This window comes from Streptomyces sp. NPDC007905 (genome assembly GCF_042959345.1).
In the GTDB taxonomy this organism is placed as follows: domain Bacteria; phylum Actinomycetota; class Actinomycetes; order Streptomycetales; family Streptomycetaceae; genus Streptomyces.
In genome coordinates this window covers 239,161-251,589 of record NZ_JBIBKS010000009.1, presented here as the reverse complement: position 1 = coordinate 251,589, position 12,429 = coordinate 239,161, and the positions used below count along the sequence as shown (strand labels likewise).

Annotated in this window: 12 protein-coding genes; 4 read left to right on the top strand and 8 right to left on the bottom strand. The window is 72.1% G+C overall.

What is annotated here, in order from left to right:
• Positions 1–38: 38 nt before the first annotated feature.
• The 5 genes from ACFZDC_RS18405 to infC all read right to left on the bottom strand — a co-directional run bounded on the left by ACFZDC_RS18405 (position 39) and on the right by infC (position 3,772).
• Positions 39–1,184 carry an ATP-binding protein gene (locus ACFZDC_RS18405; RefSeq protein WP_391324947.1) on the bottom strand — a complete coding sequence of 382 codons (1,146 nt, stop codon included), beginning with the start codon at positions 1,182–1,184 and terminating at the stop codon, positions 39–41.
• Positions 1,185–1,234: 50 nt separating this feature from the next.
• On the bottom strand, positions 1,235–2,098 hold the full coding sequence (locus tag ACFZDC_RS18400) for a TrmH family RNA methyltransferase (protein ID WP_391324946.1): 864 nt from the start codon (positions 2,096–2,098) through the stop codon (positions 1,235–1,237).
• 166 nt (positions 2,099–2,264) lie between these two features.
• Positions 2,265–2,648, bottom strand: a complete 384-nt coding sequence (gene rplT / locus ACFZDC_RS18395; RefSeq protein WP_006141703.1) for a 50S ribosomal protein L20 — start codon at positions 2,646–2,648, stop codon at positions 2,265–2,267.
• 98 nt (positions 2,649–2,746) lie between these two features.
• Positions 2,747–2,941 carry a 50S ribosomal protein L35 gene (gene rpmI, locus ACFZDC_RS18390; RefSeq protein WP_004933563.1) on the bottom strand — a complete coding sequence of 65 codons (195 nt, stop codon included), beginning with the start codon at positions 2,939–2,941 and terminating at the stop codon, positions 2,747–2,749.
• 111 nt (positions 2,942–3,052) lie between these two features.
• On the bottom strand, positions 3,053–3,772 hold the full coding sequence (gene infC / locus ACFZDC_RS18385) for a translation initiation factor IF-3 (protein ID WP_391324944.1): 720 nt from the start codon (positions 3,770–3,772) through the stop codon (positions 3,053–3,055).
• Between the two features lie 359 nt (positions 3,773–4,131).
• Here infC and ACFZDC_RS18380 point away from each other — a divergent pair, with 359 nt between their 5' ends.
• A complete protein-coding gene (locus ACFZDC_RS18380; protein ID WP_391324943.1) occupies positions 4,132–4,488 on the top strand; it encodes a DUF1844 domain-containing protein in 357 nt (118 codons plus the stop codon).
• A 65-nt stretch (positions 4,489–4,553) separates the two neighbouring features.
• On the opposite strand, the gene ACFZDC_RS18375 is transcribed toward ACFZDC_RS18380, so the two are convergent.
• Positions 4,554–5,285 (bottom strand): SseB family protein, encoded by a 732-nt coding sequence (locus tag ACFZDC_RS18375; protein ID WP_391324941.1) that lies wholly within the window; start codon positions 5,283–5,285, stop codon positions 4,554–4,556.
• Between the two features lie 749 nt (positions 5,286–6,034).
• Here ACFZDC_RS18375 and ACFZDC_RS18370 point away from each other — a divergent pair.
• Positions 6,035–6,703: a methyltransferase domain-containing protein gene (locus ACFZDC_RS18370; RefSeq protein WP_391324940.1), complete on the top strand. Its 669-nt coding sequence runs from the start codon at positions 6,035–6,037 to the stop codon at positions 6,701–6,703.
• A gap of 159 nt (positions 6,704–6,862) precedes the next feature.
• Positions 6,863–7,822, top strand: a complete 960-nt coding sequence (locus ACFZDC_RS18365; RefSeq protein ID WP_391324938.1) for a serine hydrolase — start codon at positions 6,863–6,865, stop codon at positions 7,820–7,822.
• Positions 7,823–7,883: 61 nt separating this feature from the next.
• On the opposite strand, the gene mycP is transcribed toward ACFZDC_RS18365, so the two are convergent.
• Positions 7,884–9,059, bottom strand: a complete 1,176-nt coding sequence (gene mycP / locus ACFZDC_RS18360; RefSeq protein WP_391324936.1) for a type VII secretion-associated serine protease mycosin — start codon at positions 9,057–9,059, stop codon at positions 7,884–7,886.
• Positions 9,060–9,067: 8 nt separating this feature from the next.
• A complete protein-coding gene (locus ACFZDC_RS18355; protein WP_391324934.1) occupies positions 9,068–10,948 on the bottom strand; it encodes a hypothetical protein in 1,881 nt (626 codons plus the stop codon).
• Between the two features lie 271 nt (positions 10,949–11,219).
• Here ACFZDC_RS18355 and ACFZDC_RS18350 point away from each other — a divergent pair, with 271 nt between their 5' ends.
• Positions 11,220–12,422, top strand: coding sequence for an alanine racemase (locus tag ACFZDC_RS18350; RefSeq protein WP_391324932.1), 1,203 nt, complete (start codon positions 11,220–11,222; stop codon positions 12,420–12,422).
• Positions 12,423–12,429 lie beyond the last annotated feature (7 nt).

Sequence of the window (12,429 nt, the reverse complement as noted above, 5' to 3'; positions counted from 1 at the left end):
TCTAACGGGGTGGAGACAGGCGAATGGCCCGTGGGCCGCTAGGCGAGATACGCCGGCGCGCTCACGGGCAACGTAAATCGGAACTCGGCGCCGCCGCCGGTGGCGCGGCCGACCGTGATGACACCGCCGTGGGCCTCGACGATGCCCTTGACGATGTAGAGCCCGAGGCCCGTGCCACCGCGCTTGCTGCCCCGCCAGAAGCGGGTGAAGACGCGGTTCATCGATTCCTCCGGAATGCCGGGCCCTTCGTCGCTCACCGTGACCGACGTGCCGGTTTCCTCTCCCTCGCGGGGGGACGCCGAGGGCGTGACGTCAATGGTGACGGTTCCCTCGCCGTGCCGCACGGCATTTTCCAGCAGGTTGCTCAGCACCTGGTCGACCTTGTCGGGGTCGGCCCACAGGGCGGGGAGCGGCTGCTCGATGCGCAGCAGGAAGCGGTCGGCGGGCTGGCCCGCGGCGACGTAGGCCTGGATGTGCCGGCCGACGGCCGCGCCGATGTCGACGGGCTGTCGGCGCACCTCGAGCCGGCCGCTGTCGATCCTGGAGATGTCCAGCAGCTCGGCGATGAGCCGGGTGACCCGGTCGGCGTCGGCGTCGACGGTCTCCAGCATCAGCCGCTTCTGGTCGTCGGTGAAGCGTTCCCACTTGGCGAGGAGCGTGGCGGTGAAGCCCTTCACGGACGTCAGCGGCGAGCGCAGCTCGTGGGCGACGGTGGCGATCAGCTCGGCGTGGCTGCGCTCGGTGCGGCGGCGGGCCTCGGTGTCCCGCAGGGAGACGATGACGCGGCGGACGGCCCCGAGGGGCTCGGCGCGCACGTACCGCGCGGAGACCAGGACCTCCCGGCCGCCGGGCAGCAGGAGGTTGCGCTCGGGCTGCCGCACCCGGATGGCGAGGCCGCCGTAGGGGTCGGTGAGCGGCCACCAGCGCCGGCCCTCCAGGTCCTCCAGCGGCAGCGCCTGCTCCAGCCGCCTCCCGAGGGCGTCGGCGGCGCGGACGGCGGTGACGCGTTCGGCGGCGGCGTTGAAGCAGATGACGCGGCCGTTCTCGTCGGCCACGACGAGGCCGTCGGGCAGCTGGTCGGGGTCGATGCCGAGGCCGATCTCGGGGGAGTCACCGTGCCGGGGCGCGGGTGTGCGGCGCACGTCCCGTCCGTCCGGCGCAGTGCTCGTGCCGACCACACCCATCCCCGTACCTCACCTCTCAGCCGGCGCAGGGCCCCGAGCTGGCCACCCTACTAGCTCTCGGTGACGGAGCGGCACCCTCCGGAGGCGCGCTGGGCACGGGCCGACGCGTAGAGACATACGGCGGCGGCCGTGGCGAGGTTCAGGCTCTCGGCCTTCCCGTGGATGGGGACCCGTACGACGGCGTCGGCGAGGGCGCGGGTCTCCTCCGGTAGTCCCCAGGCCTCGTTGCCGAACACCCAGGCGGTCGGTCCGCCCATCGTCCCCTTGTCCAGCTCCTCGTCCAGGTCGTGGTCACCGGCCCCGTCGGCGGCCAGGATCCGCACACCGGCGTCCTGCAGCCCCCGTACGGCCTGTTCGACGGGCACGCCCACGGCCACGGGCAGATGGAACAGGGATCCTACGGAGGCGCGTACGGCCTTGGGGTTGTACAGGTCGACGCTGGCGTCGGTGAGGACGACCGCCTCGGCGCCGGCGGCGTCGGCACAGCGCAGCACGGTGCCGGCGTTGCCCGGGTCGCGGACGTGGGCGAGCACGGCGACGAGCCTGGGCCGGGCGGCGAGCACCTCTTGGAAGGGGGTGTCCAGGAACCGGCAGACACCGGCCAGTCCCTGCGGGGTGACGGTGGTGGAGATGTCGGCGATGACGTCCTCGGAGGCGAGGTGCACCCGGGCCCCGGCGTCCCGCGCCTCCCCGATGATGTCGGCGTACCGCTCTGCGGCCTCGACCGTGGCGAACAGTTCGACGAGCGTCGGTGCCCCGTCGGCACTCCGATGCCCGGCAGCCTCCCGTACGGCCTGCGGCCCCTCGGCGAGGAACAGCCGGTCCTTGCCCCGGAAGTTCCGCTTGGCGAGCCGCCGGGCAGCGCCGACGCGGGCGGACCGGGGCGAGATGAGCTCAGGAGAGACGGGGGGCATCCTCTTGCTTTCGGAACGTGTGGCGCCCGAAGGGGCGCGGGGACCTGCGCGACCGGCCACGGCGCGCCCGCAGCCGGACGAGGGCCGAGCCGCCCCAACAACAGGACCCGCAAGCCCTAACGGCCTGCGGGTCCTCCCGTCACGTCGGCTCACAGCCGGCGCAGCGTCACGCAGCCTTGGGGGCGTTGACGTCCGACGGCAGCGCCTTCTGCGCGACCTCGACGAGCGCCGCGAAGGCGTTCGCGTCGTTGACGGCCAGCTCGGCCAGGATCTTGCGGTCGACCTCGACGTTCGCGGCCTTCAGACCCTGGATGAAGCGGTTGTACGTGATGCCGTTGGCGCGGGCGGCGGCGTTGATGCGCTGGATCCACAGCTGGCGGAAGTCACCCTTGCGCTTCTTGCGGTCGTTGTAGTTGTAGACCAGCGAGTGGGTGACCTGCTCCTTGGCCTTGCGGTACAGGCGCGAACGCTGACCGCGGTAGCCGGAGGCCTGCTCGAGGATCGCCCGGCGCTTCTTGTGGGCGTTGACTGCCCGCTTGACGCGTGCCACTTGTTACTCCTTGTAGCGGGGTCGTGGGGGTACTCACACGACCCGGAAACGATTGGGTCCCGGTCCTGGACGTACGGCGCTCAGGCAGCGCCGGGACGTCACTTACCGAGAAGCTTCTTGATCTTCGCGGCGTCGCCCGGGGCCATCTCGGCGTTACCGGTGAGGCGACGCGTCACACGGGACGACTTGTGCTCGAGCAGGTGGCGCTTGCCGGCGCGCTCACGGAGCACCTTGCCGGAGCCGGTGACCTTGAAGCGCTTGCTGGCACCGCTGTGCGACTTGTTCTTCGGCATAGCGCCGTTATCTCCTCGTCAGTGGCGCTCCGGTGCCCGGTCGTGAAACCGGGCACGGCGGAACGTCGCTCTTGTATCGGTTACATCCTTGGGGACTGGCGTCCCCCGGGATCACGCCTCGGCGGAAGCCTCGGCAGGGGCCTCGACGTGGGCCTCGGCGTCGGCGTCGGCGTCGGCGTCGGCGTCGGCGTTCACAGCGTCCGGGTCCGCGGCGTTCTGCGACTTACCAGGGTTCGCCTTCGCTTCGGCCTTGCGGGCCTCCTGCGCCTGACGGGCCTCGGCCATCGCCTCGGTCTTCTTCTTGTGCGGACCGAGGACCATGATCATGTTGCGGCCGTCCTGCTTCGGGTTCGACTCGACGAAACCGAGGTCCTGGACGTCCTCCGCGAGACGCTGCAGCAGTCGGTAGCCCAGTTCGGGCCGGGACTGCTCGCGACCACGGAACATGATCGTGATCTTGACCTTGTCGCCCTGCTTGAGGAACCGAACGACGTGACCCTTCTTGGTGTCATAGTCGTGCGGGTCGATCTTCGGCCGGAGCTTCATCTCCTTGATGACCGTGTGCGCCTGGTTCTTGCGCGCCTCACGGGCCTTCATGGCCGACTCGTACTTGAACTTCCCGTAGTCCATGAGCTTGCACACGGGCGGACGGGCGTTCGCCGCGACCTCGACCAGGTCCAGGTCGTACTCCTGCGCAAGCTCCAGTGCCTTGGCCAGCGGGACAATGCCCACCTGCTCGCCACTGGGACCGACAAGTCGCACCTCGGGAACGCGAATCCGGTCGTTGATGCGGGGCTCGGCGCTGATGGATCCTCCTCGGTAGCACCACACGGCGGTCTGGCGGACAGCCGCGTAACGTCTCTTTTCGTAGACCGAACCGCGCCGAAGCATAAAAAATGCCCCGGACGATCACAGGCGGGGCTCCCATTGCTACCGGAGCACCGCGCGGTGACCGCGGGGCGCGACTCGGGCGGCTCCATCGTCCGTACGGAACGATGGTGGCCGCCTGACCGGATGACCCGCCGCCCCGGAGGACGGTCAGGTGGGAGATCGGAGCCTCCACTTGTGGGCCGAGCACACTGGTGTCCGGCCGGTCGTCCACCAGATTAGCAGCATCGCTTGACAAGGGCTAATTGAGGCGGGGTGGGGCTGATGAAGAGGGCCGTTTGCCCTCGCCTATCGTGTGGGGCATGAGTGAGACCCCTCCTGAGAACTCCGACTTCGACGCGATGACCCGGGACATCGCCGAGGTCCCCGCCGTCGAGGTGATCGTGACGGTCGCCGTCAATCTGATGAGCGCCGCCGCCGTGAAACTCGGGCTGACCGAGGAGGGCGACAAGTACAAGGACCTGGACGAGGCCCGCAAGCTGGTGACCGCGCTCGCCGGTCTGCTGGACGCGAGCGCGACCGAGATCAGCTCCTTCCACGCGGCCCCGCTGCGCGACGGTCTGAAGTCGCTGCAGCTGGCGTTCCGCGAGGCGTCGATCGTGCCGGACGAGCCGGGCCAGGGTCCGGGCGAGAAGTACACGGGTCCCGTGTACGGCTAGCTTTCCCGGACTGCTCATCCCCCTACGAACGTCATCGCCGTACGGATGTCATCCCCGTACGGATGTCATCCCCGCACGAACAAGGGCTCGCCCGGAGGCGTGGTCCCGGCCGGCAGAAGCGCCAGGTCGAGGCCGCGTACCAGGCGGGCCCTCAGTGTCTCGTCCGCGGACAGCCGCCCGGCGACGGCCCGGGCGGCCTCGGCGGGCGGGGCGGCCGGATCGAGGACCAGGGCGAGGGTGCCGTCGGCCTGTCCGGGCCCGAGGTGGGCGCGCAGTACGGCGGGCTCGGCGGCCACGGCGGCGCGGACGGCCTCGACCACGGCCGGGTCGGTGAGCGGGTCGGTGCTCGTACGGCCCTCGGCGAGGGCGAGCAGCGCGGGGCCGGTCAGTTCGAAGGGCACCGGTCCGGCGAGGTCCAGCACGACCGTGTCCGCCTTCTCGTGCGCTGCGGCCTGCAGCGCCTGGTGCAGGGGTACGGCGACGGGCCGGGCCGCCGGATCCCAGCGGGCCAGGGAGGCGGTGGAGGTGAAGGCTGGCAGGGCGGTGCGATGGCCGGCCTTCAGCGTGGGTACGGCCATGTCGCTGGTCTTCTCGCGGCGCCGTCCGTTCTCGTCCTCCTCGACCTCGCCGAGCACCGCCACGACGGGCACCAGCAGCCGGGCGCCCTTGAGCGCCTCCAGGACGGGGCCCACCGCCGTACGGTCCTCGGCCCAGGCGGCGAGAGCAGCGCTCAGCCGGGGGTCGGCCGAGCCGTCGTCGTCGGAGAAGCCGGGGTCGGGAATCTTCTTGTTCGCCACGGTCACCGACCCTAATCCAGGGTGTAAGCAGCTCGTGCCTGGCCCCCACAAGGAGCCGACGAGCGGTTTGCGTGGGCAGCGGACGCCTTGGCCCTCTCTAGCCCCTGAGGCTCGCTCCGAGACGGGCGCCGTTGCCCACCAATGGATCCGTGGTGGTGACGTGGGCGCCGGGAAGGCCCAAACCGACCCTGGCCCGCGAGGCCTCCCTAGAGCGGCAGCCCGGCGTCTGCGCACCACCGCGAGTCCACGCTTGCCGTGCTTCACGGTGAGGACGCGGGCGTCGGGCTGATGCCTTCGTTTCCCTGGCCCTTCGAGGCCTCTGTCAAGAGCGGCACAGCCCGGCGTCTCCGTCGTCACCGCGAAACTCACGGCGGCCGTCCGGACGTTGATCGTCACGGCGCGAGCCCGCCCCAGGGCCGACCTCTTGTTCCATCCGCGAGCCCGCGAGCTCTGCAGACAGATCGAGCCCCTGGGGTGCGCTGGTGTCGCGAACGGCTACTGAGATGGCGGACCCGTGAGTCCTGGGATTAGGGCGACGCGTGACCCGCATGTGCTCGTGACCTGCACAAATGAACGTGGATCTGGGGAGGATGGCTTGACCGTGTTCTGCGGCTCGGTCAGCTCCACCACTGCCTGCAGACCCGGCAGCACTTCGACGAACAACGCGCCTTCGCCCCACTCGCTCATGCACCTGCGTGAGCCGGCCGTCGGTCACAGGCGCTGTCAGTGCACCCGTCTAGATTCACCGCGTGACTGAGCCTTCCTACCTCGCCGCGGTCCGGGAGTCATACGACACCGTGGCCGACGACTACGTCGCCCTCGTCAAGAGCCCGTCTGAGCTGGACCCCCTGTCACGCTCGATGCTGACCGCCTTCGCCGAGTTGGTGCAGGCATCCGACCGAGGACCGGTCGCGGACCTGGGCTGCGGACCCGGAAGAGTGACGGCGCACATGGCCGGACTCGGGGTTTCTGCATTCGGCATCGATCTGTCCCCAAAGATGATCGAACTGGCCCGAAGCACCTATCCGGACCTGCGCTTCTCCGTGGGCTCCATGACCGCGCTGGAGATCGAAGACGACACGCTCGGCGGCATCCTGGCGTACTACTCGACCCACCACACACCTCCGGAACTGCTGCCGGTCGTGTTCGCCGAGTTCCACCGCACCCTGGCACCCGGCGGACATCTCCTCCTCGCTGGCCACGTAGGCACCGGTGAGCACCGCCGTCCGGCACACGGCTATGGCGGCCACCCCGTGTCCTACGCGTCGTATCGGCTGCCCACACACCAGCTCTCTGAGCTGCTGAACCAGGCCGGATTCACCATCACCGCTCAGCTGGTGCAGGAGCCCGACAAGAAACGGAACTGGAAGTTCGCCAGTTTCCTGGCCTACAAGCCGACTACCGAGGAGCCAGCTTGACTTCCCAGCCCCCTGAGATGTCTATAGGGGGGAAGCTGCTGCGGCTGTGCGGGGCTGGAAACGCGGTGGTCACCGGATGCACTGGAATCTCAGGATTCGCTGACGCAGATATAACCCCGTCCAACGAAGCGCACAGTCCCCGCCCCGAGCATCGCGGGCATGGAGTCCTCCGGAGCCGGCCGTCGCCGCGGCCGCCGCGCCCGCCGATGCCCGCTTCTGTACACCGCTCTCGCCGTGGTCGCCGTCGGCGGGGGCACGGCGGGCGGCACGGTCCATGTGAAGGCGCGCGCGCACTTCGGTGCCGGGGCCGTATCGTCGGCGGCGGCGCCGTCGGCCTCCTCCTCGGCCACGGCGGGCGAGGAGGCATCGGTGGAACCCGCGACGTCCCCTTCTGCTGCCGACCGGAAGGCGTTGCTGTGGAAGGCGATGGCATCGGTGACCGTGCCCCCGGGGGCGCAGGTGTCGGCGGCGGTGCTGGAGCTGGACTCCGGGGAGAGTGCCGGGTACGGCGAGGCCGCTTTCGACACGGCGAGCATCGTGAAGGTCGACATCCTGGCCACGCTGTTGCTGCAGGCGCAGGACGCGGGGCGGCAGCTGACGGCGGCGCAGAGGGCGTACGCCACGAAGATGATCGAGAACAGTGACAACGCGTCGGCCACCGCGCTGTGGCACACGATCGGGCGGGCCGAAGGCCTGGACGCGGCGAACAAACGGTTCGGGCTGACGTCGACCTCTGGTGGTTCCGGTGAGTTGTGGGGGCTGACCCAGACCACTGCCGTGGATCAGCTGGTGCTGCTTCAGCAGGTGTTCGGGGAGGAGTCCGACCTGAGCGCGGCTTCTCGGACGTACATCCAGGGCCTGATGGAGGGCGTGGAGGCCGATCAGGAGTGGGGGGTTCCGGCGGCGGCTGTGGGCTCGTCCTGGGCTGTGAAGAACGGGTGGCTGGCGCGTAGTACGACCGGGTTGTGGGATGTGAATAGCATCGGGCGGGTGCCGGTGGACGGGGCCGATTACCTGGTGGCGGTGTTGTCGAAGGGAACCGTCAGTCAGGCGAAGGGGATCGCCCTGGTCGAGGCCGCGGCAAGGGCGGCCGTGTCCGGGTTCGCCTCTGCCTCGTAGCCGCGGGCTGTCCGGGTTCGCCTCCGCCTCGTTGCCGCGCGCGTCCCGTGACGGCCCCCTGTCAGGGAGCCGTCCTGCGGCTTCGCCAAAGGACCAGGCCCGCCACCAGCAGCACCCCGCCCACGCTCCCCGCCACAGGGCCCGCCCACTCGGACGCGGAGCCGGTGGGCTTGGCGGTGTCCGGCCCTGAGCCGAAGTACTTCTCGTGGTACGACGCCGGGCGCAGGGCCCGCGGGTGGAGACGGTCGGCTGCCTTGAGTGCCGCCGCCGGGTCGATCATGCCGAAGCCCCGGGAGTCGTCGCGGCCGCCTGCCGGGGCGTCTCTGGCCGTGTCCTCCAGGAGCCTCTTGATCTGGGCCGGGGTCAGGCCGGGATGGGCCGCCTTGATCAGGGCCGCGGCGCCCGACACGAAGGCGGAGGCGGCCGAGGTGCCCCAGCCCTCGTAGTACTTGTGGTCGGGGTCGGCGATCACGACGTCCACACCGGGTGCGCTGACCGCGGCGTACCAGCGGCGGGTGGAGAAGGAGGCGCGGGTGCCGAACTTGTCCACGGCGGTGGCGGCGATGACGCCCGGGTAGGCGGCCGGGTAGGAGACGTGGTCGCCCTTGGCGCCGCCGTTGCCCGCGGAGGCCACGACGACCACGCCCTTCTGCAGGGCGTACTGCACCGCCTCGTCCTCGCCGGGCTCCGGGTGCGCGGAGGCGGAGTCGTCCCCGAGGGAGAGGTTGATGACGTCGGCACCGTGGTCGGCGGCCCAGCGGATGCCCTCGGCGAGGGCGTTGCCGCGGGTGGTGCGGGCCTTTGTGCGGGCGGAGTCGCCGTCCTCGAGGATGACCCGTACGGGCAGGATCTTCGCCTCGGGCGCGACGCCCACGACGCCCTCGGTGCGGCCGGGTCCGTGGCCGTGCCCGGCGATGATCCCGGCCATGGCGGTGCCGTGCCGGGCCCAGGCGCGGTCGCCGGGCTTGGCGCCGAACTCGATCATGTCCTTGGCGGGCAGGACGTTTCCGGCCAGGTCCGGGTGGTCGGCCTCGACTCCGGTGTCCAGGACGGCGACGGTGACGCCCCGGCCCCTGGTGGTGCGCCAGGCCTCGTCGAGGTGGAGCGCGGACAGGCCCCACTGCTGGGCGCGGATGCCGTCGGCGTGGGCCGTGGCGGACGGCAGCAGGACGAGGGAGCCGGCGAGCAGGAGGCTCGCCGCCGAGCCGGTGACGCCCACGCGGCGACAGCCGCGCATCGGTCGCATCATGAGGGCTTCTCCGTGGCCGAGCCGGCGGTCTGGCGCAGCCGCCGTTCGATGCGGTCGGCCAGGCCCTGGGCCTCGTTGCCGAGGCCGGCCTGGGCGGGTGCCGTGGTGGCGCCGGAACGGACGGCGTCCGCGGCCGGCTGGGGCGAGTCGACGGTGCGGCCGTCGGCCCAGCCGGAGACGGCGTAGGTGACGACGGGGGCGTCGGTGAGGACGGAGATGGTCCAGGTGGCGCGCTGCGGGTCGCCGAAGCCGGCCGCCGCGGTGCCCTTGGCCGCGTACGGCCGGGGTATCAGGTCGCTGCGGCGGTCCAGGTGCTCGTCGCGGAAGCGGGTGGCGAGCGCGGACATGGCGGCGGAGTCGCCCTTGGTGAAGAGCAGGCCGACGGTGGTCACGTAGCTCTGGGTGGCGTCGGTGTAGGTGGCGCGCAGGAGCCGCTGGCAACCGACGGGGGCGAGGGCCCTGTTCAGCAGCGGGTCGAAGGCGTCGACGCAGCGACTGTCCGGGGCGACGGCGATCCGCGTCCAGGTGCGGTCGGCACCACCGGGGCCGGCGCCGGTGCCCTGGAGGGTGGGCGGGAACAGCCGGTCGACGGGCACGCTGTGCCACAGCGTCGCGGCCGCGCTGAATCCGCTCCCGGCCGTGCCGTCCCCACCGTCACCGGTGAGCCAACTCCCGGTCACCGCACCGCCGATGAGGCCGAGCCCGAGGACCAGGCAGGCGGCGGCAGCGGCGGTCCGGGGCCTCATCCGCAGCCCCAGCGGCCGCGCCCGCATCCGCTCGTCGTACCCCTCGGGGTCCCCGAACGACACGACGGGCCGTGCGGCCGCACCGGCACTCCAGGAGAGGGCCGGGTCCGGGGAGGCCGACGGTGGGCTCCCGGGATGGGCGGGGTCGCTCGCGCTCCAGGCGGTCCTGGGGCCGCGCGCGGTGGAGATGGGCGGCGGCACCGGGGAGGGAGCGGGGCGGCCGGTGGCCTGCGCCGGCGAGGGTTCCTCGCGGCGGGAGGCGGGCACGGAGGCGGCATCCGACCGCTGCGGCTGCGGCCCCGAAGGGATGGGCCGGAGGCGGGCCGTCGTCTCCGTGGGCGATTCCACCCGGGCCCCAGGGCGGCCGGCCCGCGGGAGCGTCGCCGACGAGGCGCCCTCGCGGGCGGGAGCGGGGGGCGTCGGTGAGGAACCCGGAGAGCCGGAAGCGCGTTCCTGCGCGGAGCCCCGGTGTCCGGTGGAGGCGGAGGAGGACGCGGAAGGGGAGCGCTGCGGCTGCGGCCCCGAACGGATCGGCCGGAGGCGGGCCGTCGTCTCCGACGGCGACTGCGCCGGGCCCCCCGGGCGGCCGCCCTGCGGGCCGGGGCGGTGGGCCGGGCGTGGGGGCACGGGCGTCGCGGCGCCGTCACGGTTCGTGCTCGGCGGGGCGTCGGGGAAGCGCGCGGAGGCGGGGGGCGGGGGCGGACTCACGGGATCGGTGGCCTCGGGCACGGCGAAGGACCTGCGCCCCGGGAAGCGGGAGCCGGACGCACCGGTCACCGCTTCGGAGAGGCCGGTCTGCGGCTGCCCCTCCCCCGCGGACCGCCCGGCCGAAGTCCGGGAGGCGCGCGGAGCGAACACGGAGGGCTCGTCGTCGAGGTCGCCGTCTCCCGGCACGGACACGGCCGCGGTGCGCTCGGGCGCCGGGCCGCGGCGCGGGGCCGGCTCCGCGGTGGTTCCGCGTGCCGACGATCCCGCCGTGGCCAAGTCCTGCCCGGATTCCGCGTGGTTGGTCTTCGGCCTCGCCGTCTGCGCACCCGGCGACTGGGGGTCCGCGGGGGTGTCCTTCGGGTGGCCGGGGGGCGGGTCCGTCGGGCGTGGAGGGATCGGGGCGCGGCGCGCTTCCGTGCTCATGCACCCCCCGTTCCTCGTGCCCGGGCCGCTTCCTCGTACGCGGGCCGTTCCAGCAGCGGTCGCGCCCGGGGTGGAGACTCCGTCCGGGCACGCATACCCGTACGGCTGGACAGGCATCCCGGTTCAGGTGATGCGGCCGGATGCGTTCCGCCGTACGTGCGCGTCACTCTACGGCTTGTCCAAGAGAGAAGGAGAACCAGTCCACGCGCCGGGGGCATCTGCCCGGAACGTCCCCCTACCCTGGGGTAATCCTGTCTGGCAGGCTTCCGTCATGACTGCGCGCGACGCCGACCGGGCCCGTTACGACCGGGCCACCGCCCATCTCGACGCCCCTCTCGCGATCGTGGACCTGGACGCCTTCGACGCCAACGCGGACGACCTGGTCCGCCGTGCCGCGGGAAAGCCCGTCCGGGTCGCCAGCAAGTCGGTTCGCTGCCGGGCCCTGCTGGAACGCGTCCTGGCCAGAGACGGCTTCCAGGGCATCATGTCGTTCACCCTTGCCGAGTCGCTGTGGCTCGCGCGCTCCGGGTTCGAGGACATCCTGCTGGCGTACCCGTCCGCCGACCGGTCCGGTTTCGCGGAACTGGCCGCCGATCCCAAGCTCGCCGGCGCCGTCACCGTGATGGTCGACGACGTCTCCCACCTCGACCTCATCGACGCGGCTCGCGACGGCGCGCGCGAAGTGGTGCGGGTCTGCCTGGAGTTGGACACCTCGCTGAAGCTGCTGGGGGGCCGGGTCCGGGTCGGGGCGCGCCGGTCGCCGCTGCACTCGCCGGCCCAACTCGCCGAGCTGGCACGGGCCGTGGCCCGGCGGCCGGGGTTCCGGCTGGTGGGGATCATGGCGTACGAGGGGCACATCGCCGGGGTCGGGGACGCCGTGGCCGGACGGCCGCTGCGGTCGCGGGCCATCCGGCTGATGCAGGCCACCGCCCGGCGCGAGCTGGCCGAGCGGCGCGGTGCGGTGGTGCGGGCGGTGCGGGCCGTGGCGCCCGACCTGGAGTTCGTCAACGGCGGTGGCACGGGCAGCGTGCAGCACACCGCCGCCGAGGACGCGGTCACGGAGATAGCGGCCGGTTCGGGGCTGTACGTGCCCCGGCTCTTCGACAACTACACGTCCTTCGCCGGCCGTCCGGCCGCCCTGTTCGCACAGCCCGTCGTACGGCGGCCGGGCGTGGGTGTCGTCACCGTGCTCGGCGGCGGCTACCCCGCCTCCGGCGCGGCCGGTCCCGACCGGTTGCCGGTGCCGTACCTGCCGCAGGGGCTGACGTACGACCCGCAGGAGGGACCCGGCGAGGTGCAGACCCCGTTGCTCGGCTCCCCCGCCGACGACCTGCTCATCGGCGACAAGGTGTGGTTCCGGCACGCCAAGGCGGGCGAGCTGTGCGAGCGGTTCGACGCGCTGCATCTGATCGAGGGGGACGCGGTGACGGCGACCGTGCCCACCTATCGGGGTGAGGGGCGGACCTTCCTGTGAGCCGGGC

Excerpts from the sequence above, each read along its gene's own strand:
- ACFZDC_RS18405 (WP_391324947.1), bottom strand. The coding sequence starts at position 1,184 with ATGGGTGTGGTCGGCACGAGCACTGCGCCGGACGGACGGGACGTGCGC.
- ACFZDC_RS18350 (WP_391324932.1), top strand. The coding sequence starts at position 11,220 with ATGACTGCGCGCGACGCCGACCGGGCCCGTTACGACCGGGCCACCGCC.
- ACFZDC_RS18355 (WP_391324934.1), bottom strand. The coding sequence starts at position 10,948 with ATGAGCACGGAAGCGCGCCGCGCCCCGATCCCTCCACGCCCGACGGAC.
- ACFZDC_RS18365 (WP_391324938.1), top strand. The coding sequence starts at position 6,863 with ATGGAGTCCTCCGGAGCCGGCCGTCGCCGCGGCCGCCGCGCCCGCCGA.
- ACFZDC_RS18380 (WP_391324943.1), top strand. The coding sequence starts at position 4,132 with ATGAGTGAGACCCCTCCTGAGAACTCCGACTTCGACGCGATGACCCGG.
- rpmI (WP_004933563.1), bottom strand. The coding sequence starts at position 2,941 with ATGCCGAAGAACAAGTCGCACAGCGGTGCCAGCAAGCGCTTCAAGGTC.
- mycP (WP_391324936.1), bottom strand. The coding sequence starts at position 9,059 with ATGCGCGGCTGTCGCCGCGTGGGCGTCACCGGCTCGGCGGCGAGCCTC.
- ACFZDC_RS18400 (WP_391324946.1), bottom strand. The coding sequence starts at position 2,098 with ATGCCCCCCGTCTCTCCTGAGCTCATCTCGCCCCGGTCCGCCCGCGTC.